The organism is Sorangium sp. So ce131, from assembly GCF_051519095.1.
GTDB lineage: Bacteria > Myxococcota_A > Polyangia > Polyangiales > Polyangiaceae > Sorangium.
Genome location: NZ_CP150455.1, coordinates 5,696,148 through 5,717,080 on the forward strand (window position 1 = coordinate 5,696,148; position 20,933 = coordinate 5,717,080).

A 20,933-nucleotide genomic window follows, 5' to 3' on the forward strand; every position below is an offset into this window, starting at 1 on the left:
CACGCGCAACACCCCACATCGGTTGAGTCCGCCATTACAGCGCTGACGCGGAATGTCCGATGACAGGATTTTCCTGACCGCAGATCCGGGGAAGGCGGTTAGGATCCCGGACCGATGCCGCGAATCCCTGACGCCACGCTTCGCGCCCAGATCCCGACGGCCCTTCTCATCGGCGGCGACCAGGCGCTCCTGGAGCGCTGCCAGTCGGCGGCGATGGATGTGGGGATCGTCGTGAAGGCGTGCCCTGTCTCGATGGCCGCGGCGCTCGCGGAGGAGCGGCGGCCGGTCGTCATCGTGGTGACGCCGTCGACCTACGCGCTCGCGCCCGAGGGCTTCGAGGAGGTCGCGCGCGAGGTGGCGAGCACGCTGGTGCGGTTCGACGAGGCGATGACGGACGAGGACCTCGGGGCGATGCTGGCCGCGGGGGCGCGCGAGAGCCGCAAGCAGCGCGCGATGCAGCTGACGCCGGGGCGCTACTCGCTGGTGAACGGCGACGACGGGACCTCGGCGCCGCGCTCGGAGCGCTGGAGCATCGAGGCGCCGTGGGCCGACGGGGCGCGGCGGGATCCGGAGGCGACGCCGTTGCCGCGCTCCGGGCGGCGGAGCGCGGGCGCGTCGGAGGTCCCGTACCGCGAGCGCGCGGGATCGTCCGTGCCCGCGCCGCCGTCGGAGCGCTGGGCCGCGACCGCGGCGCCCGCGGAGGTGGTCCGCCCGCGCGAGGCGGCGGCGCCGTCGACGTCGCGCCGCGGGCAGCCGGTGCAGTCGACCCCGCTCGGCGTGATGCGCCGGGAGCCGTCGGTTCCGCCTTCGCCGAGGGGCGTGGTGTACGCGCGGCGCGACACGCCGGCGCCGCCGTCGCAGCGGGCGGGGGCCCACGCGCGGCGGGAGACGCAGCCTGCGGCCGCGCCTCCGCGGCGGGATACGCCGCCGCCGTCGACGCAGCGGGCGCCGGCGTACGCGCCGCGGGAGGCGCTGCGGGCCCCGGCGTACGCGCCGCGGGATTCGCAGCGGGCCCCGGCATACGCGGCGGCGCGGGAGGCGCAGCCGGCGGTGGGGTACACGCGGCGGGACACGCCCGCGCCGCTGTCGCAGCGGGCGGGGGCGTACCCGAGGGCAGAGGCGGCCGCGCCGCTGTCGCAGCGGGCGGGGGCCTACGCGAGGCCGGAGCGGACGGGCTCGCAGCCGCCGCCCGTGTCATCGTCGCGGCTGGAGGCGAGCGCGCCGCTGTCGCAGCGGGGGGTGTACCCGAGGGCAGAGGCGGCCGCGCCGCTGTCGCAGCGGGCGGGGGCCTACGCGAGGCCGGAGCGGACGGGCTCGCAGCCGCCGCCCGTGTCGTCGTCGCGGCTGGAGGCGAGCGCGCCGCTGTCGCAGCGGGGGGTGTACCCGAGGGCAGAGGCGGCCGCGCCGCTGTCGCAGCGGGCGGGGGCCTACGCGAGGCCGGAGCGGACGGGCTCGCAGCCGCCCGTGTCGTCGTCGCGGCTGGAGGCGAGCGCGCCGCTGTCGCAGCGGGCGGGGGCCTACGCGAGGCCGGAGCGGACGGGCTCGCAGCCGCCCGTGTCGTCGTCGCGGCTGGAGGCGAGCGCGCCGCTGTCGCAGCGGGCGGGGGCCTACGCGAGGCCGGAGCGGACGGGCTCGCAGCCGCCCGCGGCGTGCCCGCAGCGGGAGGTCCTGGAGGAGACCACGGCGGAGGGCGAGACGCCGGTGCTGTACCCGACGCCTCCGCCGCCCAGCTCGCACCATGCGCCGCCGTCGTCGCGGAGGGCGCAGTTCCACGTCGACATCGCGCTCCTCTTCGACGAGCGCGGCCTGCCGCGCCCCGATCCGCAGGCGAAGTGACGGAGCGCCTCGGCGCCTCGCTCGGGCGCGCGCCTTCGTGACCGGCGGCGCGGCGGGGGGTAAGCTGCGCGCGCCATGACGACGAAGCAGGAGTCGATCCAGAACAAGCTCCTCCGCGCGCTCGAGCCCGTGCACCTCGACGTGGAGAACGAGAGCCGCATGCACAGCGTGCCCGCGGGCTCGGAGACGCATTTCAAGGTGCTCGTGGTGAGCGAGGCGTTCCGGGGCCTGGGCCCGGTCGACCGCCACCGGCGGGTGAACGAGCTCCTGCGCGAGGAGTTCCTCTCGGGGCTGCACGCGCTGACGATCCGCGCGATGACGCCGGACGAGTGGGAGCGGCAGGGCGCCGCGGGCTTCCAGTCGCCCGCGTGCCTCGGGGGCTCCAAGGCGTCGCCGGGCCCCGGCGTGAAGTCGAGCTGAGGGCGAGGCGGGGATGGAGCTGGTCGTCGCGTTCGTCTCGGATCTGCACTTCGGCCCCCAGGCGTCGTTCGGGGGCAAGCTGCGCAAGCTGACCGGCGAGGCCCCCGCGCTGACGCGCGCCTTCGTGGAGCGGATGAACGAGGTCACGAGGCCCGATCTCATCGTGAACCTCGGCGACGACATCGAGGACGAGGGGCCCGAGGCCGACCGGGCGCGTTACGGCGAGTGCATCGCCGCGCTCCGCGGGGCGCGGGCCGAGCTGTTCCACGTCGCTGGCAACCACGACGTGGTCCACCTGAGCGAGTCCGAGCTCCTGTCCGCCTGGGGCCGGCCCGAGGTGACGCGGCTCCACTATTCGTTCGAGCGCGGCGGCATTCATTTCACGGTGCTGCACACGCGCGAGCGCAAGGACCACGACGTCTCGCTCGGGGCCGAGCAGCTCGCCTGGCTGGCCGAGGACCTCGCGTCGACGTCGCTGCCCAGGGTCGTCCTGATGCACCACAGCGCCGCGGATCAGGATCTCCGGGGCAACCGCTGGTTCGAGGGGAGCCCGCACATCTGCCTCGTGCGCGAGCGGCGCGCCATGCGGAAGCTGTTCGAGGAGCACGGCGTGCTCGCCGTCTTCAACGGCCACCTGCACTGGAACCACCTCGACGTGATCCACGGCGTCCCGTACGTGACGGTCCAGAGCCTGATCGAGAACCTCGACGACGACGCCCCGGGCCGCCCCGCCGCCGCGCACGCGGTCGCGCGGTTCGGGCCGAAGCGCGTCGTGGTCGAGGTCGAGGGGGCGGAGCGGGCGCGGTACCAGTTCGAGCGGCGGTAGCCGGCGGCGGGACGCGGGGGAGCGCGGGCGAGGACAGGGCAGGCCGCGCGGCTTGGCGCCATGACCCGCCGCCCGGCTGAGCGGGGTCCCTCAGGGCTGGCGTGGGGCCCGGCGCTGGGTCAGGTCCGCCGGACGCGCTTGCGCGCGGCGGGGCGCCGCGGGGCTGCGGCGCGCTCGCCGGGGTCGGCGTCGCCGAGCACGGCCTCGAGCGTGGGGGCCGTGAGCACGCGCGCCGTCCAGGAGACGAGGGCCGCCTCGTCGGCGGCGAGTATCTGGGAGCTCACCTCGGCCGGCACGGCGCCGAACCGGAGCGTGAGCAGCTCCAGCAGCGTCTGCGCGCGGCCTTTGCGCTCACCTTTGCGTTCGCCCCTGCGTTCGCCCCTGCGTTCGCCCCTGCGTTCGCCCCTGCGTTCGATCTCGTCCAGCACCGTCACGATCGCCTCCTGAGCCCGCGGGCCCGCCGCCTTCTCCAGGATCTTGCCGAGCTTCCGCACCCCGTACCGCGCGTGGGTAGCCCAAAGATAGCGCAGCAGCGCCTCCAGCGCAGCGAGCCCGCTCGGCGCCCGCAGCACCTCGTCCAGCGCCGCCGCCATGCGCCCGATCTCCCGCTCCGACCGGCGGCGGCAGCGCCGCCTTGAGCAGGCCGACGGCGTGCTCGCGCTGCGAGAACGTCCATTTGAACAAGGCATCATGAGGGGAGGTCAGCGCACCTCGGCGCGGCGACTTCGGCATGGGGCCAACCCTCAAGGACCGAGGCGCTGGAAGCAAACTTTCGGTAGCACGCGCGATGCGCGCGGGGACGACTGGCCAGCTCAGGGCAACGTTACGCGAGCTGTATGCGGTTTCGGCCCTGCCAGATCATCGCGGGCCGCGGGCGGTAAGGGCTGCTCCCCTCGACCAGCCGGCGGGCGAGCGCGCCGAGCTTCTCCCCCGCCCGCCCGCGTCCGCGCCTCAGGCGGGGCTCGGCGGGAGCGGCAGGACCCGCTCCACCAGATAACGCAGGATGTCCTGCGGCGTGATGATCCCGACGAGCCGCCCGTCGCGCAGCACCGGCAGGTGGTGAATCCGCTTCTCGCGCAGGAGGGTCATCACCTCGTCCGTCGGCATGAACTCGTCGACGGAGATGGGCGGCGTGCTCATCACGTCCGCGGCCGTCATGCCCTCGTACTCCTCGCGCAGGAGCGCGCCGAGGAGGTCCGTCTCGCTCACGAAGCCGACCATGCGATGCGCCTCGTCCACCACCGGCGCGCCGCTCAGGCTCTCGCTGGCGAACAGCTGCAGCATGTCGATGACGGGCGTGTCCTGATCCAGGGAAATCACGCGCTCGGTCATCAGGTTGCGCGCATGGCCTTTCATGGTCTGCGCCATGTAATGTTCAGGGCGCGGCGGCGTCAAGGGCGCGCTGTCGCGCCGCGGCGTACGCCGGCGCAACGCCCGGACCGGACGAGCTCTACCACGCCCTCCCGCCTCCTGCAGGGCCGCGCCCCTGGAGGGCCGCAGCGCCGCAGCGGGCGTCCCGGGCGCCCGCGTCCAGCGGCGACCGCGGCGAGCGCATCGACGGAGTCCGCGCGCTCACCGCGCCTCCCTCGACGCGCCCCTCGGGGCTCACCGCGCCTCCGTCCCCGGCGAGAGCATGGCTGTCGAGACTGCCGAGGACAGAGCATGGCTATCCCATCGACAGCGCCGACAGAGCGATCCCACGTCGACACAAAAAAAGAGAGCATTGCGTGCGCGTCGGTCTTTGCCAGTCGGGTTATCAGTGACATGGTTGCATTTGTCGCTGTAAAGAAGGCGTGCTCGCGGGTCGTCCGGGCCCTCGAGCTTCCTCGCGGCCCGTGCAGGTTGAACCGAGATGTACGCACCGGCGATCGACGCGCGCACCCGAACCCCGCGCCTCGGCGTCGGTTGTTTCGGGAGCTCATCAGCCTCTGGCCCATGAGCTCCCAGGGGGGCGTTTTCCATGCTGTATTCGCCGAACCGCGCTGCATTCGTCCTGGCCGTCGCCGCGCTCGCCGCGAGCGCGTGCGCGGCCCCGCTCGATCCGGACGAGGAAACGGAGGACTCCACATCGCAGGCCGTCCATGCGCACAACGCGCTCACGTCAAACGCGCTCACCTCCAACGCGCTCACGTCAAATGCGCTCACCTCCAGCGCGCTCACGTCAAATGCGCTCACCTCCAGCGCGCTCACGTCGAACGCGCTCACGGCCGAGGCGCTGCGCGATCCGGCGGCCCGCACCCTGCTCAGGTACGTCGCGGGCTGCGCGCTCCCTGCGGGTGAGCGATTCACCGTCGATGTCGACGGCACGAGCTTCGCTTTCCAAGGGGAGCTCGGCCTCGCGGAGGGCTGGGGGAAGGAGGGCGGCTCGTGCAACAAGGAGTGCCGGACCTGGGTCAGCGGCTGCGTGATCGCCCGCGTGAACTACCTGGGAGAGCGGGTGAGCATTTCCGTCCGTGGGGACCGCGCGGAGCTGCGGACCGACAAGGCCGAGCGCCGCGAGTACGCCACGCAGGAGGCGACGTACTACGGCGACATCTTCGCCGCAGAGCCCCACTACAACGCGTGCCTGCCGCGGAACGCCTCGTCCATCCCGCGCGTGTGCGGGCCTTCGACCGAGACGTGCGCGATCGAGATCGCCGGCCCGTGCGAGGAGGTCTGCGATTCGCCGAGGCGCGACGGCAGCTTCCCCAACTGCCGCGCCACGTTCCGGACCCGGTCGGGCAAGCGCCACGTCCGCAGGGCGCCGCACCACGGATCGATCACGGTCTTCCTGCGGTGACGTGGGCGGCGCGGAGGTCATAGCGGGGCGCTTCGCCGTCGAGGGCGAGGCCGCCTCCGGAGGCATGGGGACCGTCTACAGGGCGTACGACCGCGTCGTCGGCGCGCCGGTCGCCCTCAAGATCGTCCGCCTCCGGAGCGCCGTCCAGGCGGAGCGGTTCGAGCGGGAGGCCGCCCTGCTCGCGGCGCTCGTGCACCCGGGCATCGTCCGCTACATCGCGCACGGCAGCACGCCGGACGGCGACCGCTACCTCGCGATGGAGTGGCTCGAGGGCGAGGACCTCGCCGCGCGCCTCGCGCGCCGCGTGCTGCCCGCGGGCGAGGGGATCGCGCTCGCGCGCCGCGCGGCCGACGCCCTCGCGTTCGCGCACGCGCGCGGCGTCGTCCACCGCGACATCAAGCCGAGCAACCTGTTCCTGCCCGGCGGCGACTCCGAGCGCGTCACGCTCGTCGACTTCGGCATCGCGCGGGCCAGCGCGGACGCGGGGCGCGTGACCGTCACCGGCGGCGGCGTCGGCACGCCCGGGTACATGGCCCCCGAGCAGGTCGACGGCAGGGGCGCGCCCGATCCGCGCAGCGACGTGTTCTCCCTCGGGTGCGTCCTCTTCGAGTGCCTCACGGGGTACCCCGCCTTCGCGTCCGCGAGCCCCATGGCCGCGCTGGGCGAGCTCCTGCTGAAGGACGCGCCCCGCCTCCGCGACTTCCGCTCGGATCTGCCGGCGCCGCTCGACCAGCTCGTCGCGCGCATGTTGTCCAGGCTGCCCGACGAGCGCCCCCGCGACGGCGCCGAGGTCGCCGCCGAGCTCGATCGCATCGCGTCGGCGTGCGCGTGGACCGCCCGCTCCGACGCGCCGACCCTCGCGGGAGGCGCGCCGGCCAGCGGCCCCGTCACGCGCGAGCGCGCCGCCCTCACGCTGGGCGAGCAGCGCCTCGTCAGCCTGATCTTCCTCGGCGAGGCCGATCGCGGCTCCGCCCGGACGCCGCGGTCGGCCTCGTCGCCGCCGCCGCGGCCGACCTCCCCGGCGGCGGAGCTCCACGCAGGGGCGCCGCCCAGCATGGACGGGCCGGTCGCCCCCGCGTCGGCTCCGCCCTCGTCCGTCTCACCGGCGACCGAGATCCGCGCGCTCGTCGAGCTCCACGGCGGCAGGATCACGCAGCTCGCCCCCGGCGTGGAGATCGTCGTCATGACGGGCCCCGGCAGCGCCGTGGATCGCGCCGAGCGCGCCGCGCAGCTCGCGCTGGCGCTCCGCGCCGAGCTGCCGTTCGCGCCCCTCTGCGTCGTCACCGGGCGCGGCGTCGTCTCCGCGGGTCTCGTGGCGGGCGACGTCGTGGACCGCGGCGTCGCCGCGCTGCGCGGCGCGTCCTCGGCCGCCGTGCGCCTCGACGACGCGACCGCCGGCATGCTCGGGCCCCGCTTCGAGGTCGCGCGCGGCGCGCCCTCCACGCCGGGCGAGCCGCTCGTCCTCGCCGGCGAGCGCGCCGGCGACGAGATCGCCCCCGCGCTGCTCGGCAGGAGCACGCCGTGCGTCGGCCGCGCCCGCGAGCTCTCGATGCTCCACGGCGTGCTCTCCGGCTGCATCTCCGACTCGCTCGCGAGCGCGGTGCTCGTGCTCGGCCCGCCCGGCGCCGGCAAATCGCGGCTCCGGCTGGAGCTCTGCGCCGCGCTGCGGCAGCGGGACGAGCCGATCGAGATCCTCTGGGGCCGCGCCGATTCCGGCTCGCCCGGCTCGCCGTTCGGCATGATCGCCGACGTCCTCCGCCGCGCGGCCGGCCTCCGCGACCGCGACCCGCCGCGGGCGCGGCAGCGCAAGCTCAAGCATCGGCTCGGCCGCCGCCTCCGCGGCCCGGAGCTCGATCGCGCGGCCGCGTTCCTCGGCGAGATCGCCGGCGCCCCGTCGGCTGACCACGCGCGCCTCGTGCGCGCGGCGCGCCAGAGCGCGGCCGGCGTCAGCGACGCGGTGCGGGCCGCCTGGGAGGACTGGCTCTCCGCCGAGTGCGCGGCGCGCCCCGTGCTCATCGTGCTGGAGGACCTGCACTGGGGCGACGCCGCCACCGTGCGCCTGCTCGACGCGACCCTGCGCAACCTGCGCGAGCTGCCGCTCATGCTGCTCGCGCTCGCGCGCCCCGACGTCCACCGGCAGTTCCCGGCCCTCTGGGCCGAGCGCGAGGTGCAGACGATCAAGCTCGGGCCGCTCCCGCGGCGCGCGTGCGCGGAGCTCGTCCGCGCGGCGCTCGGCGAGTCGGCGTCCGAGGCCGCGGTGGCGCGCCTCGTCGAGCACGCCGGCGGCAACCCGTTCTACCTGGAGGAGCTCATCCGGGCGGTCGCGAGCGGCAAGGGGGAGGTCCTGCCCGACTCGGTGCTCGGCACGGTGGAGGCGCGGCTCGACGCCGAGGGCAACGAGGGCAAGCGCGTGCTCCGCGCGGCCAGCATCTTCGGCGATCGCTTCTCGAAGCACGGCGTCGCGGCGCTGCTCGGCGGCGACGGGCGCCTCGCCGACGTCGAGGCCTGGCTGCGGGCGCTCGCGGAGCGCGAGCTCGTCGCGCCCGCCGGCCCGGCGTCGAGCCTGATCGACGCCGCCGACTACGTCTTCCGCCACGCGCTCGTCCGCGAGGCCGCCTACGCGATGCTGACCGAGGGCGACCGCGCCCTCGGCCACCGGCTCGCGGGCGCGTGGATCGAGCGGAGCGCCTCGGCCGACGCGCGCGTCGTCGCCGAGCACTTCCGCCTGGGCGGCGAGCCCGCGCGCGCGGTGCGCTGGTACCTGCGCGCGGCCGAGCAGTCGCTCGAGGCGAGCGATCTCCGCGCCGCGCTGGATCGCGCCGCGTCCGGCGTCGCGTGCGGCGCCGAGGGCGAGGAGCTCGGCGCGCTCCGGCTGGTCGCGTCCGAGGCCAACGTCTGGGAGGGCGATCTCGCCGCCGCCGAGGAGCTCGGCGCCGCGGCGGCCGGGCTCTTGCGCGCCGGCTCCGCCGCGTGGTTCCGCGCCGTGACCCAGGTCGCCGCGGCGGCGGGGAAGCTCGGCGCGATCGACCGCGTGGCGCGGTGGGCCGCCGTCGCCGGGGGGCTCGCCTCGGAGCGGGCGGCGGTGGGCGAGGGCGACGGCGAGATCGCGCCGGCCTCCGTCGCGCCGGCCTCCGCCGCGTCGCCCTCCGGCGCCGCGCCGCACTCGGGCGCGGCCGCGCTGCGCCGAGCCCGGATCGCCTGCTTCTGCGAGTGCGGCGCCCAGCTCGTGTTCGGCGGCCGCTACGCCGAGGCCGACGCGCTGCTCGCCCGCATCGACGAGGACCTCCGCGCGGCGCCGCCGGACGCCGCGCTCGTCGCGATGGCGCAGCAGCTCCGCGCGATCCGCGCCTCCGCCGGCGGCGACCCCGAGGCGTGCCTCGAGGGCCTCGAGGCGGCGCTCGCGGCCTCCGAGCAGGCCGGCGACAGGCGCAGCGCGTGCGTGATCGGCGCGAACCTCGGCTTCATCTACGCCGAGCTCGGCGAGCTCGAGGCGGCCGAGGCCGCCCTCCGCGCGGCCCTGTCGACCGCCGAGCGGATGGGGCTGCGCGAGCTCGCGACGGTGGCGCTGCACAACCTCGGCCACGCGCTCGAGCGCGCCGGCAAGCTGGACGAGGCGCAGCTCGTCGAGCGGCGCGCGGCCGAGGCGTTCCAGCAGCGGGGCGATCTCCGCATGGAGGGCGTGGCGCGCACCTACCTCGCGACGATCGCGCTGCGCTCGGGCGACCCCGCGGCGGCCGAGCGCGAGGCGCGCGCGGCCGAGGCGGCGCTCCACGTCGCCCCGCGGCTGCGCGCGCCCGCCGTCGCCGTGCGCGCGCGCGCGCTGCTCGCGCAGGGCGACGTGGCGGCGGCGCTCGCGGCGGCGCAGGCGGCGTTCGGCGAGCTCACCGCGCTGGGGTCCCTGGAAGAAGGGGAGTCGCTCGTGCGCCTCGCATACGCCGAGGCGCTCGCCGCGTCCGGCGCCGGCGCCGAGGCGGCGGCGGCGCTCGCCGAGGCGAGGGCGAGCCTGCTCGCGCGGGCCCAGCGGATCGCCGATCCCCGGCGGCGGGAGCGGTTCCTGACCGCGGTGCCGGAGAACGCGCGCCTCCTCGCGGGAGCGACGGCCTCGGACCCCCGCCGAGGCGCGCGGGCGGACGAGACCTGAGCGGCGCTGCTCGCGCCCGACGCCCGTTCGGACCGAGAACCGATGTCGCGGGACATGGACCGAGGCGGAGCGTGAGGGGAAGCACACGGGGTTGCCGATTGTCCAGGATAAGCGAGGTGCTTGTCCCCTTGAGAAGCTGTGAGTTCTGCTTGATTCGAATTAAAAAAATACTCTATCAGAGGTGACAGGTGATCAAACGAGCTCATTCCTCCGGCACAAGCGCTGTTCCCCCCAACACCATTGCACCTGCTCGAAATCGGGAGAGAGTCGAGACAAAACGCGGGGTCCGGGGTCGAATTCGAGTTGACGCATTGCGCAGTGCGGCAGGCGCTGTGGCGCTGCTGCTCGCGCAAGGATGCGTTGCGTCGATGGATGAGCCGGTGGACGTGGAGCGCGCCGAGCTCGGCGAGGCGGCGCTCGCGGCGAAGAGTTATGCGAAGACGCGGTATCCCATCGTGCTCTGTCACGGGCTGGCGGGGTTCACGACGATGTTCCGTGTGGTCGACTACTTCGGCGGGGTCGCGTCGGCGCTGCGCTCCGGGGGAGCGGAGGTGTACGTCACCGCGGTGCCGCAGTTCGACGCGACCGAGGAGCGGGGCGAGGCGCTGCTCGCGCAGGTCGAGGACATCGTCGCGCGCACCGGGAGCGAGCGGGTCAACCTGGTCGGGCACAGCCACGGGGGGCTCGACGCGCGGTACGTGGCGGCGGTGCGGCCGGATCTCGTCGCCTCGGTCACCACGATCGGCTCGCCGCACCAGGGGGCCGAGCTCGCCAGTTATCTGCGCGAGCACCTGACCGAGGGCGGGCTCGCGGAGGGGGCGCTCGCGTTCTTCGCCAACGGCCTCGGCAAGGTGCTCAGCCTGCTCAGCGGGCACACGTCGCCTCAGGACGCGATCGCAGCCATGAAATCGCTCTCCGCCGAGGGAATGCGGGAGTTCAACGCCGTTTACCCGGCCGGCCTGCCCGCCGGCCGGTGCGGCCAGGGCGCCGCCGAGGAGCGCGGCGTCCGCTATTTCTCCTGGTCCGGGACAGGGACCATCACGAGCGTCCTCGATCCGACCGACGTGACGTTGGGCCTCATTTCCAGGCTGTACGCGGAGTCGAACGACGGATTGGTGGGCAGGTGCAGCTCTCACCTCGGGGAGGTGGTCCGCGACGACTACGGGATGAACCACCTCGACGAGGTGAATCAGCTCTTCGGGTTCATCAACCTGTCTGGCCCGAACCCGAAATCCGTGTTCAGGTCGCACGCGAGCCGGCTCAGGAACGCCGGCCTCTGAGCCCCGGAGGCGTCGTGGAGCGTCGCAGGAAGGCGTGTCTCCTCCTAGGCCTCGCGGTCGCCGCGCTGGCGGGCGCTGGGCACCTCGCGCTGCGCGAGCGGCCGGCGCCGGCCGCCCCCGCGCCGCGGCCGGCCGCGCGGCGCGACGGCTCGCGGCCGACGACCACCTTGCCGCCGGCCGCGGCGGCGCCGGAGCCGCCGCGCCGCGAGCGGCCGGCAGGGGCCGGCGCGCCGGGCGTCGCGGACAGGCCTCGCGCGGCGCCGCCCTCGCTGCGCGGCACCGACGTGGACGGCGCGGTGATCGTCGACGGGCGCGGCGACCTGGTCGTCGGCCCCGAGATCCTGGCGTTCTTCGACTACTTCCTCAGCGCCACCGGCGAGGAGCCGGCGGCGGCGATCAGGGCGCGCATCGTCGCGGCGATCCGGGAGCGGGCCGGCGGGCGCGCGGCGGATCAGGCCGTCGCGCTGCTCGACCGTTACCTCGGCTACCGCGAGGCGGCCGGCGCCGCGGGCGCCGCGCCGGAGGCGGATCCGGCGGCGCGGCTCGCGGTCCTGCGGGAGCTCCGGCGCGAGCATTTCGGCGAGGCGGACGCGGCGCGGCTCTTCGGCGACGAGGAGCGGGAAGGGGAGGCGACGCTCGACGAGGCCCGGATCGCCGCGGACCCGGCGCTCTCGCCCGAGGAGCGCGACGCGCAGATCGCGGAGGTCGAGGCGGCGCTCCCCGAGCACCTGCGCGCGGCGAGGGACGCCGCGATGCGGCCGCTCGAGCAGCAGGTCGAGGAGCAGGCGCTGCGCGCGGCGGGCGCCTCGGCGGAGGAGATCCACGCGCACCGGGTCGCCGTCGTCGGGCCGGAGGCCGCGGACCGGCTCGCGGAGCTCGACCGGCAGCGGGCGGCGTGGCAGGAGCGGCTCGACACCTTCAGCGAGCAGCGCGCCGCGATCGCGGAGGGGACGGCCGATCCGGAGGCGCGGCGCGCCGCCGAGGAGGAGCTGCTCGCGCGCGAGTTCACGCCCGAGGAGCGGCTGCGCGTGCGGGCGCTCCTGCGCCGCGCCCAGTGACGGGGCGCGCGCCTACAGCGAGCCCCGGATCGACAGCCCGACGCCGCCGGGCGTGACGACGGGCGCTGCGCCCAGCTGGAGCACGCGGCCGTGCTTCATCGGCACACGCACCTGCGCGGGCATCGCGACGCCCCCGATCAACATCCCGAGGCCGACGGCCTGCCCGACGCCGAGCACGGAGAGCGCGACGGCGCCCGCGGGCCCGGGCCGCGCCGTGCCGATGTGGATCCAGGGGCCGGCGAGGGGGACCAGCAGCGCGGCGGGGCTCGGCGAGCGCTCCTCGGCGCGCGCGGCGACGACGCAGACGTGCTGCGTGCAGTGGCACTTGGGGGCGTCCTCCTTCGTCAGGGCGAGGGAGGTGGCGTAGATGGCCGACGCGGTCCAGAAGCCGCCCAGGGTCGACGCCCCCGCGATGATCAGCCGCCGCTTCGTGTGGTTCGGCGCGTACGTCGCGGCGGCGGGCGCCGAGACCTGGTGTGAGGAGGCCTGTGTCGTGTCGGCCGCGGAAGCGCTGGAGATCCCGAGGCAGAGGCCGAGCCCGAGGAGCCCTGCGAGGCCCTGGACGGCGCCCCCGCGCGCGGATCGCCGCTTCGTTGTGCTGCTCTTGCTTCTCCCGATCTGCGATGTCTCCATGCGCCCCTCCCGGTGCCACGGCGTGCACCTCACGCCGTGGAGAGCAAGTTCGGGGCCCCTGCGGCGCCGCCCGGCGCAACATGGTTTTCTCGTCTTCCTCGTGTGACCTCTCTTGTGCGGCTGTCGCGGGCGAGACGCGCCGGACATCATCGCCCGGCCGCGCCGTCACGCTCCGCCGCCGCGCGATGACGAGGCGTTCCGGACCGCCCGTCGGCCCCCGATCAGGACGCGTCTCCGATGATCGGCCCCGGCTACGCCGCCCCCTCGCGGAGCCACTCGCCGAAGCGCTCACCGATTCGCGGATCGACCCCGGCTACGCCGCCCCCTCGCGGAGCCACTCGCCGAAGCGCTCGCCGATCATCAGCGCGGTCAGGTTCGTGTTCACGCTCGGGATGGTCGGCATGATGCTCGCGTCCGCGACGATCAGGCCCTCGATCCCGCGGACGCGCCCGCGCCCGTCGACCGCCGCCGCCGGGTCGCCCTCGGGCCCCATGGGGACCGTCCCGCAGGGGTGGTAGCCCGACCCGCAGCTCCGGTAGATCCACCGCTCCAGCGCCTCGCGCCGCATCAGCGTGCGTTCCGTGGGCCAGACGAACCAGCCGAGCTCGCGCATCGGCGCGGCGCGGGCGACCTCGTACGCGAGCGTCAGCGCGTCGACCGCGCGCGAGCGGTCGTCGGGGTCGACGAGCATGTTCGAGACGATGCGCGGCCGCGCGTGGGGGTCGGCGCTCGAGTACTCGACGCGGCCGGCGCCGCGCGGCTTGCCGATGCAGCACGCGATGGCGAACGCCGGGATCGTGAGGCGCGGGTGCACCGGGAAGAACGAGCCCGGCTGGAGCAGCATGTCGTTCGGGTACGGGCTGCCGCGCGACGTGTAGCGGAGCACCGTCTGGACGAGCGGCTGGCGCAGGACGTCGATGAGCCCGCGGCGGCGCGGCCACAGGCCGATGACCGCCCCCGGATGGTCGAGCAGCCGCGCCCCCACGGCGGGCACGTCGGACACGAGCGGGACCCCGAGCCGCGCGAGATCGGCCCGCGGCCCGATCCCGCTGCGCAGGAGGATCCCGGGCGTCGCGATCGCGCCCGCGCTCAGCACCACCTTGCGCGTCGCGACGACCTCGACGCGGCCGTCCCGCTCGATCTCGACCCCCTCGACGCGGCGGTTCCGGACGAGCACCCGCCGCACCGTCGTCCGCGGCGAGAGCCGCAGGTTCTCCCGCCGGCGCACCTCGGCGGTCAGGTAGCAGCGCGCCGCGCTCATGCGCTGCCCCTCGACCATGTTCATCGCGTGCGGCCCGACGCCCCCTCTCGTGTGCGGGTCGTTCGTGTCCGCGCACTCGGGGTGGCCGAGCGCCTTGCACCCGTCGACGAACGCGGCCTGCCAGGGCACGAGCTCCTCGCGCCGGGCGCGGCGGATGGGCACCGGGCCGCCCTTGTTGTGCCACGGCTCGCCGAAGTCGCGATCGTCCTCCAGGCGCTTGAAATAGGGCAAGCAGGCGTCGAAGCCCCAGTCGGAGAGGCCGAGCGCGGCCCACTCGTCATAATCGTAAGGCTGGCCGCGGATCGCGATGCACGTGTTCACGGCCGACGAGCCGCCGACGACCTTGCCGCGCGGGAAGAGGAACATGATCTGCCCGGGCGTGGGCCGGTGGCGGTATCCCCAGTCGTGCAGCAGCCACGAGTTGCGGGTGCCGTCCCGCAGGTCGGCGGGCAGGCGCGCCGCGTCCGGGTAGTCCGGGCCGGCCTCGAGCAACAGGACCTCGCGATCCGCGCGCTCCGTGACGCGCGCGGCGATCACGGCGCCGGACGAGCCGGCCCCGACGACGACGAGCTCAGCGGCGCTCGTCGGGCGGGACGAGGAAGGAGACGACGACCGAAACACCTTGGAAACGCGACTTACACGGGATCGCGCCGACGCGCAACGTGCCCTCGAAACTGTCCGCGCTGCATGGTTCCTGTGCAGTCGCGAAGTCGCGAAGCGCGCGGCGAGGCGTGCCTGACGTGCCTGACGCGCGCCCGTCCGGTGATTTGCCCGGGAGGCCACATTGGAAACACCGAGGTTCATACAGGGTGTCTACTCGTTCGAGGGGCAGGGCCTGGAGAAGCCGGTCCCGCTCCGTCCTGCCATCTCGTACGCCGTGCCGCGCGACAAGCGCGCGCAGCTCATCTACCTGCGCGCGGGCAACTCCACGTCCGAGCTCATCTACCTGCTCCTCGAGCGCGACGGGCGCCCGATGCGCTACTTCCCCGTCGGCGCCAAGGACGCGATCCACGTCCCGCTCGTCATCGTCGAGGACATCCACCCCGAGAGCGTGCTCGAGCTGTCCGTGGGCGCGCCGGAGGGGCTGCGCGGGCTCACGGCGATCGACATCGGCCTGGCGGAGATCTGAGCCATGAAGAAGCGAAAGCTCGTGATGATCGGCAACGGCATGGCGGGCGTCCGCACCATCGAGGAGATCCTCGCGCGCGGCGGCGCGGCGCGGTTCGACATCACCATCTTCGGCGACGAGCCTTATGGCAACTACAACCGCATCCTGCTCTCCGAGGTGCTGAACGGCTCGCAGGACGCGAGCGAGATCTTCCTGAACCCCCTCGCCTGGTACAAGGAGAACGGCATCCAGCTCCACGCGGGCGTGCGCGCCCAGGCCGTCCACCGGCACTCGCGCCAGGTGACCGGCGAGCACGGGATCGTGGCGTCGTACGACAACCTGATCATCGCGACGGGCAGCTCTCCGTACATCCCGCCGATCCAGGGGGTGCGCCTCGAGGACGGCAAGCTGAAGCCGGGCGTCTTCGTGTTCCGCAGCCTGGACGACTGCACCAGGATCGCCGAGTACACGCGGGGGAAGCGGAGCGCCGCCGTGATCGGCGGCGGGCTGCTCGGGCTCGAGGCGGCGCGCGGGCTCCAGAACTTCGGGCTCGACGTGCACGTGGTCCACATCAGCGGCCACCTGATGGGGCAGCAGCTCGACGCCGCGGCGGGCGCGATCCTGAGGACCACGCTCGAGCAGCTCGGCGTGAAGGTGCACCTGAACCGGAGCACGAAGGAGGTGCTCGGCGACGGCCGCGTGACGGGCCTCCGCTTCGCCGACGGGGAGACGCTCGACTGCGATCTCGTCGTGCTCTCCGCCGGCATCCGCCCGAACGTGGATCTCGCGCTGCGCGCCGGGCTGACGGTCGAGCGCGGGATCCTCGTGGACAACCACATGCGCACGCCCGACGACCACCGGATCTACGCCGTCGGCGAGTGCGCGCAGCACCGGGGGCACGTCTACGGGCTCGTGGCGCCGCTCTGGGAGCAGGGCAAGGTGCTGGCAGACCACATCACCGGGCACAACGACAGGTCGACCTACTCCGGGTCGAAGGTCGCCACGAAGCTGAAGGTCATGGGGGTGCAGCTCGCCTCGATGGGCATCACCGAGCCGACCGACGAGCGGGACGAGATCGTGCAGTTCCTCGAGCCGAAGAAGGGGACGTACAAGAAGCTCATCGTCCGCGACGGGCGCCTCGTCGGCGGCATCCTGCTCGGCGACGTCAGCAAGGCGGCCTACCTGATGCAGGCGTTCGACAGGGACACGCCGCTCCCCGAAGAGCGGCTGTCGCTCCTGTTCGATATCGGGGCGCCGCCGGGCAAGACGACCATCGAGGAGATGCCGCCCGAGATGCAGGTCTGCAACTGCAACGGCGTGAGCAAGGAGGCCCTCGTCGCGTGTGTGCGCTCCGGCAAGCGGAGCCTCCGCGCGGTCATGGACGCGACGCGCGCGGGCATGGGCTGCGGCGCGTGCAAAGGGCTCGTCTCGGAGGTCGTGGCGTGGGCGTGCGGGGGCGCGGCGGAGCAGGACCCGTCGGCGAGCTACTACGTGCCCGGCGTCCCGCTGAGCAAGCCGGAGCTCGTGCAGGCCATCCTGGAGCGCGGGCTCAGGTCGGTGTCCGCCGTCTTCCGGGAGCTCGCCGGCGGGAAGGAGGACCCGGGGAGCAAGCCGGGGCTCGCCTCGCTGCTGCGCATCCTCTGGCACCAGGCGTACGAGGACGAGCGCGACGCGCGCTTCATCAACGATCGCGTGCACGGCAACATCCAGAAGGACGGCACCTTCAGCGTGATCCCGCAGATCCCGGGGGGCGTCACGTCGGCCGCGCAGCTCCGGCGGATCGCGGACGTGGTCGACAAGTACCGTGTCCCGCTCGTGAAGCTGACCGGCGGGCAGCGCATCGATCTCCTGGGCGTGAGGAAGGAGGACCTGCCGAGCGTGTGGCGCGACCTCGACATGCCCTCGGGGTTCGCGTACGGCAAATCCTACCGCACCTGCAAGAGCTGCGTGGGGACGGACTTCTGCCGGTTCGGCCTCGGCGACAGCATCGCTCTCGCGGTGAAGATCGAGAGCAGTTTCCAGGGCATGGAGACGCCGGCCAAGCTGAAGCTCGCGACGGCGGGTTGCCCGCGCAACTGCTCGGAGGCGATGGTGAAGGACGTCGGCGCCGTCGCGGTGGAGGGCGGCAAGTGGGAGATCTACGTCGGCGGCGCGGCCGGCGCCCACGTGCGCAAGGGCGACGTGCTCTGCACGGTCGACTCGCACGACGAGGTGATCAAGCTGATGGGCCGCTTCATCCAGTATTACCGCGAGAGCGCGAGGTACCTGGAGCGGACGTACGGCTTCGTGGAGCGGGTCGGGATCCAGAAGATCCGCGCCGTCGTCGTGGACGACAGCGAGGGGATCGCCGCGCGCCTCGACGAGGAGATGAAGAGGACGATCGCGGCGTACCGCGACCCGTGGAGAGAGGCCTATTCCCCGGCGACGCCGAACCAGTTCCGGACGGTCTTACCGATCGTGCAATGAGAGGCGCATCCATGGAGATCACCCTGGGCCCCGTCTCGGCGATCCCGCCGGGGGAGGGGCGCATGTTCGAGGTCGGATCGGAGCGCATCGCGGTGTTCCTCACCCGCGACGGCCGCGTGTTCGCGACGCAGGCGAGCTGTCCCCACCGCGGCGGGCCGCTCGCCGACGGGCTGGTCGGCGGCTGCGCGGTCATTTGCCCGCTGCACCAGCAGAAGTTCAACCTGGAGACGGGCGAGCCGCTGGGCAGTTATGAAGGGCTCAAGACGTATCCTGTCCGCCTGAGCGCGACGAACCAGATCGTGGTGAAGCTCGAGGACAAGAGGGCTGCGCCGTAGGATCCGCGGCCGCGGCCGGCGGCGTTCAGATTGGGATTGCCCGGCGCGCCCGGGTGCGCTCTTCTCTGAATCCCAGCCCCGGGAGACGGTCCCGCGAGCGCGCCGCGATGAAGCCCACGTACGAAGCTCGTGCACCAGAGATCGTGACGGAGCCCGAGCAGGTGGATCACCTGCCGGCGCTGATCGAGCGGATCGCGGAGGATACCCGGCGCGACGCCCTGGGCCGGCAGGTGGAGCTGCCGTCGGGGCGCGTCGTCGAGGTGCGATCCGCGGCCGGGGAAGAGGAGCGGGTGACGGTCCGGAGCGCGTCCGGCGAGATCGAGCTCGACGTGCGCCTCACCGCGCGCGGGCCGGTGCTGCGCATCCGGGCGGCGGAGCTGGAGCTCGAGTCGCCGGGCGCGGTGCGCGTCGACTGCGACCACTTCCACGTGCGCGCCGAGCGCGGGATCGTGCACGAGACCGGCGGCGATCTCACCCAGAAGGTCGCCGGCGACGCGACGACGGAGGTGCGCGGCGCGCTGCGCGCCGAGGCCCGGCAGGTGAACCTCGAGGCCACGCGCGGCGACGTGCAGATCGAGGCGAACGACGATGTGCAGCTGCTCGGCGAGCGGATCAAGCTGAACTGCTGAGGCGCGCGGCGCGCCGCTGCCACACGCGCTTCAGCCGCATGCCGAGCGGGGCGTCGAGCCCGAGCTCCGCGATCTCGAGCGCGAGCGTGCCCCGCCGCTCGGCGCCGACGAGGCGGGCGTACTGCTCGGCCCCGAACCGGTCCGGGTGGCGCCGCTCCCAGGCGCTCACGTACGCGTCGTCGAAGCGCTCGCGCAGCGCGCGGTCCCCGCGCTTCAGCGCGCGCCCGAGCTCGTCGCGAAAGCGCCGCTCGGCCTTGCGCCAGGTCGCTTCGTCGAGGTCGTGCGCGGAGAGCACCTCGCTGCGGAGCGCGCCCGGCTCGGCGAGCTCCGAGGAGACGACGGCGTACCGCTCGATCGTGACCGGCTCCTCTGGGCGCGCCGCGCTCGGCGCCGGCGGCTCCTTCAGCAGGGCCGGCGGAGGCGCCGCCGGCGCGGGCGCCAGGGCGGGCGGCGCGACACCCGCGGGGACGGGCGCGACACCCGCGGGGACGGGCGCGACGCCCGCGGGGACGGGCGCGACACCCGCGGGGACGGGCGCGACGCCCGCGGGGACGGGCGCGACACCCGCGGGGACGGGCGCGACACCCGCGGGGACGGGCGCGACGCCCGCGGCAGCGCCCGGCTGCGCAGGGACGCCGTCGAAGTCGAGCGCGGCGAGCAGCGCTCCTGCGGAGGGGCCGGGCGCCGCGCCGGCGGACGGCGGGGCAAGGGCCACGGTGCCCGACGCCGGCGCGCTGCCGGGGCCGTCCAGCGCCAGCGTGCCGCCCGCGGCGCCCTCCTGCCGGCGCGGCTCGCGCGGCGCCTCGACGCGCGACGGCGGGGCCGCCGCGGGGCGCTGGCGCTCGACGGGTCCGGCAGCGCGCCGCGCCGGCACCGCGGGCGCGCTCCCGACGCCCACGCCGGCGACGGCCATCAGGCGCTCCCGCTGCGCCGGGTCGCGCAGCTCGACGTGGGCGCGCCAGGTGATCGTGCAGAGCAGCCGATCCGCGTCGACGTGGAGGCCGTCCGCGTGGAACACGAGCCGCGTCGGGGCGTCCGGGTCGGCGTCGTCGAGGCCATACACCGCGCCGGCGACGCGCGCGTCCGGCAGCGCGCTCTGGACGCGCGGGCGATCCGCGTGGAAGCCCTCGAGCACGACGATCGCGCCCGGCTGCAGCGCGGAGACCCACTGGTCGCGCGGGGCGCACTGGAAATACGACCAGTCGAATGCGCCCGGCACCTCCATCACGTCGGCGTCGAGCCCGGCGCGGGCGCCGGCCGGCAGGCGGCGGCTGCGCGCCGGCCACGTCGCCGCGAGCGGGCCGAAGCCGGCCGGTTTCTGCGGGTCGGAGGGGTCGAGCACGTTCGGCAGCTCGCCGTCGCGCTCGCCGCACCCCACGGGGTTCTCGGCCACGCCGACGCCGCCGGCGGCGCGCTCGTACACGATCGGCATCCGCGCGAACGGCTCCGGCGCCGCCCCGGGCCCCTTGCGGCGGCCGACGACGCGCACCGTCTTGTCGAGGCCGGGCACGCCGCGCTGCACGAGCGCGAGCCGCGCGTTCATCTCGGCGACGGGGCGCCCGCCCGGCGCGGCGGCGTGCCCGAGGGCGGTCACGTCCACGTACTGGCGGTAGGGCACCCGGTCGCTCGCCGCGGTCACGTGGGCCATCGGGCCGCGGCGGTCGTGCACGTCCTTCGCGTGGAACGGCGCCGCCGCCTCCGCCGGCCGCATCGGCGACGTGTCGATCGAGAAGCTGGCCTTCACGACGACCGTCAGCCGGAGCTTGCCCTCGTGCCGCCAGGGGACCGTGTCGACGGTCGCCAGCGCCGCCGTCGCCGACGCCGCCGGCGTGAGCGACACACACGCGACGCCGCCCGCGTTGCCGGGCGAGAACGGCAGGGCGCGCGCCGCGAGCTGCGCGGCCTGCGCGGGGTCGACCGGGAGTGTCCCTTTCGGTTCGTTCATGTCTCCATCGTTCACGGTCGCAACCGCGCCTCCCGAGGTCAAGGGCTCATCCAGCGGGCGCTGGGGCGCGCAGACGACACCGCACATCGGCGTCTGCCGCACAGGATGAGCGCGCGTTCATCAGGTCTTCGCAGCCGTCCTGCGAGCGCCGTCGTCGCTGCGCGGCTGTGCGCGGCGCGCTCCCGAGCCTGCCTGCCGAGCTCGGCCAGGCGCGGG

At 74.6% G+C, this 20,933-nt stretch carries 16 protein-coding genes; 11 read left to right on the top strand and 5 right to left on the bottom strand.

The genetic code is table 11. From position 1 onward, the window contains the following. Positions 1 to 114: 114 nt before the first annotated feature. The 3 genes from WMF43_RS20605 to WMF43_RS20615 all read left to right on the top strand — a co-directional run bounded on the left by WMF43_RS20605 (position 115) and on the right by WMF43_RS20615 (position 3,082). Positions 115 to 1,836 carry a hypothetical protein gene (locus WMF43_RS20605; RefSeq protein ID WP_437682570.1) on the top strand — a complete coding sequence of 574 codons (1,722 nt, stop codon included), beginning with the start codon at positions 115 to 117 and terminating at the stop codon, positions 1,834 to 1,836. A gap of 75 nt (positions 1,837 to 1,911) precedes the next feature. Beyond that, the gene (locus WMF43_RS20610) at positions 1,912 to 2,256 is read left to right on the top strand and encodes a BolA family protein (RefSeq protein ID WP_437682572.1); all 345 of its coding nucleotides are present in this window, start codon (positions 1,912 to 1,914) and stop codon (positions 2,254 to 2,256) included. 13 nt (positions 2,257 to 2,269) lie between these two features. Continuing rightward, the gene (locus WMF43_RS20615; RefSeq protein ID WP_437682574.1) at positions 2,270 to 3,082 is read left to right on the top strand and encodes a metallophosphoesterase family protein; all 813 of its coding nucleotides are present in this window, start codon (positions 2,270 to 2,272) and stop codon (positions 3,080 to 3,082) included. A 119-nt stretch (positions 3,083 to 3,201) separates the two neighbouring features. Here WMF43_RS20615 and WMF43_RS20620 read toward each other — a convergent pair whose 3' ends face one another. Continuing rightward, positions 3,202 to 3,675 carry a hypothetical protein gene (locus WMF43_RS20620; protein WP_437682576.1) on the bottom strand — a complete coding sequence of 158 codons (474 nt, stop codon included), beginning with the start codon at positions 3,673 to 3,675 and terminating at the stop codon, positions 3,202 to 3,204. 358 nt (positions 3,676 to 4,033) lie between these two features. Then, positions 4,034 to 4,438, bottom strand: coding sequence for a CBS domain-containing protein (locus WMF43_RS20625; RefSeq protein ID WP_437682578.1), 405 nt, complete (start codon positions 4,436 to 4,438; stop codon positions 4,034 to 4,036). Positions 4,439 to 5,042: 604 nt separating this feature from the next. On the opposite strand from WMF43_RS20625, the gene WMF43_RS20630 reads away from it, so the two are divergent. The 4 genes from WMF43_RS20630 to WMF43_RS20645 all read left to right on the top strand — a co-directional run bounded on the left by WMF43_RS20630 (position 5,043) and on the right by WMF43_RS20645 (position 12,340). Continuing rightward, the gene (locus tag WMF43_RS20630; RefSeq protein WP_437682580.1) at positions 5,043 to 5,861 is read left to right on the top strand and encodes a hypothetical protein; all 819 of its coding nucleotides are present in this window, start codon (positions 5,043 to 5,045) and stop codon (positions 5,859 to 5,861) included. Positions 5,862 to 5,925: 64 nt separating this feature from the next. Further along, positions 5,926 to 10,002, top strand: coding sequence for a serine/threonine-protein kinase (locus tag WMF43_RS20635; RefSeq protein ID WP_437682582.1), 4,077 nt, complete (start codon positions 5,926 to 5,928; stop codon positions 10,000 to 10,002). Positions 10,003 to 10,370: 368 nt separating this feature from the next. Beyond that, entirely contained in the window at positions 10,371 to 11,282 is a 912-nt protein-coding gene (locus WMF43_RS20640; protein ID WP_437682584.1) for an esterase/lipase family protein, read from the top strand. 14 nt (positions 11,283 to 11,296) lie between these two features. Then, the gene (locus tag WMF43_RS20645; protein ID WP_437682586.1) at positions 11,297 to 12,340 is read left to right on the top strand and encodes a lipase secretion chaperone; all 1,044 of its coding nucleotides are present in this window, start codon (positions 11,297 to 11,299) and stop codon (positions 12,338 to 12,340) included. A 12-nt stretch (positions 12,341 to 12,352) separates the two neighbouring features. Here the strand turns inward: WMF43_RS20645 and WMF43_RS20650 are convergent, their stop codons facing one another. Continuing rightward, on the bottom strand, positions 12,353 to 12,973 hold the full coding sequence (locus WMF43_RS20650; RefSeq protein WP_437682588.1) for a hypothetical protein: 621 nt from the start codon (positions 12,971 to 12,973) through the stop codon (positions 12,353 to 12,355). A 313-nt stretch (positions 12,974 to 13,286) separates the two neighbouring features. Further along, positions 13,287 to 14,855 (bottom strand): GMC family oxidoreductase, encoded by a 1,569-nt coding sequence (locus WMF43_RS20655; protein WP_437682590.1) that lies wholly within the window; start codon positions 14,853 to 14,855, stop codon positions 13,287 to 13,289. A 163-nt stretch (positions 14,856 to 15,018) separates the two neighbouring features. On the opposite strand from WMF43_RS20655, the gene WMF43_RS20660 reads away from it, so the two are divergent. From WMF43_RS20660 to WMF43_RS20675, 4 genes are all read left to right on the top strand, one after another. Beyond that, positions 15,019 to 15,363, top strand: a complete 345-nt coding sequence (locus WMF43_RS20660) for a molybdopterin oxidoreductase (RefSeq protein WP_437682592.1) — start codon at positions 15,019 to 15,021, stop codon at positions 15,361 to 15,363. Positions 15,364 to 15,366: 3 nt separating this feature from the next. Beyond that, complete coding sequence (nirB, locus tag WMF43_RS20665) at positions 15,367 to 17,808, top strand: nitrite reductase large subunit NirB (protein ID WP_437682593.1); 2,442 nt, start codon at positions 15,367 to 15,369, stop codon at positions 17,806 to 17,808. Between the two features lie 11 nt (positions 17,809 to 17,819). Then, a complete protein-coding gene (locus WMF43_RS20670) occupies positions 17,820 to 18,143 on the top strand; it encodes a Rieske (2Fe-2S) protein (protein WP_437682595.1) in 324 nt (107 codons plus the stop codon). Positions 18,144 to 18,250: 107 nt separating this feature from the next. Continuing rightward, a complete protein-coding gene (locus WMF43_RS20675) occupies positions 18,251 to 18,772 on the top strand; it encodes a hypothetical protein (protein ID WP_437682597.1) in 522 nt (173 codons plus the stop codon). Here WMF43_RS20675 and WMF43_RS20680 read toward each other — a convergent pair. After that, positions 18,756 to 20,717: a DUF2169 family type VI secretion system accessory protein gene (locus WMF43_RS20680; protein WP_437682599.1), complete on the bottom strand. Its 1,962-nt coding sequence runs from the start codon at positions 20,715 to 20,717 to the stop codon at positions 18,756 to 18,758. The genes WMF43_RS20675 and WMF43_RS20680 overlap by 17 nt on opposite strands. Between the last annotated feature and the right edge of the window lie 216 nt (positions 20,718 to 20,933).

What these genes read in the sequence shown, in the direction of transcription:
- nirB (WP_437682593.1), top strand. Translation starts at nt 15,367, where the DNA reads ATGAAGAAGCGAAAGCTCGTGATGATCGGCAACGGCATGGCGGGCGTC.
- WMF43_RS20635 (WP_437682582.1), top strand. Translation starts at nt 5,926, where the DNA reads ATGGGGACCGTCTACAGGGCGTACGACCGCGTCGTCGGCGCGCCGGTC.
- WMF43_RS20610 (WP_437682572.1), top strand. Translation starts at nt 1,912, where the DNA reads ATGACGACGAAGCAGGAGTCGATCCAGAACAAGCTCCTCCGCGCGCTC.
- WMF43_RS20620 (WP_437682576.1), bottom strand. Translation starts at nt 3,675, where the DNA reads ATGGCGGCGGCGCTGGACGAGGTGCTGCGGGCGCCGAGCGGGCTCGCT.
- WMF43_RS20625 (WP_437682578.1), bottom strand. Translation starts at nt 4,438, where the DNA reads ATGAAAGGCCATGCGCGCAACCTGATGACCGAGCGCGTGATTTCCCTG.
- WMF43_RS20650 (WP_437682588.1), bottom strand. Translation starts at nt 12,973, where the DNA reads ATGGAGACATCGCAGATCGGGAGAAGCAAGAGCAGCACAACGAAGCGG.
- WMF43_RS20615 (WP_437682574.1), top strand. Translation starts at nt 2,270, where the DNA reads ATGGAGCTGGTCGTCGCGTTCGTCTCGGATCTGCACTTCGGCCCCCAG.
- WMF43_RS20680 (WP_437682599.1), bottom strand. Translation starts at nt 20,717, where the DNA reads ATGAACGAACCGAAAGGGACACTCCCGGTCGACCCCGCGCAGGCCGCG.
- WMF43_RS20640 (WP_437682584.1), top strand. Translation starts at nt 10,371, where the DNA reads ATGGATGAGCCGGTGGACGTGGAGCGCGCCGAGCTCGGCGAGGCGGCG.
- WMF43_RS20605 (WP_437682570.1), top strand. Translation starts at nt 115, where the DNA reads ATGCCGCGAATCCCTGACGCCACGCTTCGCGCCCAGATCCCGACGGCC.
- WMF43_RS20670 (WP_437682595.1), top strand. Translation starts at nt 17,820, where the DNA reads ATGGAGATCACCCTGGGCCCCGTCTCGGCGATCCCGCCGGGGGAGGGG.
- WMF43_RS20630 (WP_437682580.1), top strand. Translation starts at nt 5,043, where the DNA reads ATGCTGTATTCGCCGAACCGCGCTGCATTCGTCCTGGCCGTCGCCGCG.
- WMF43_RS20675 (WP_437682597.1), top strand. Translation starts at nt 18,251, where the DNA reads ATGAAGCCCACGTACGAAGCTCGTGCACCAGAGATCGTGACGGAGCCC.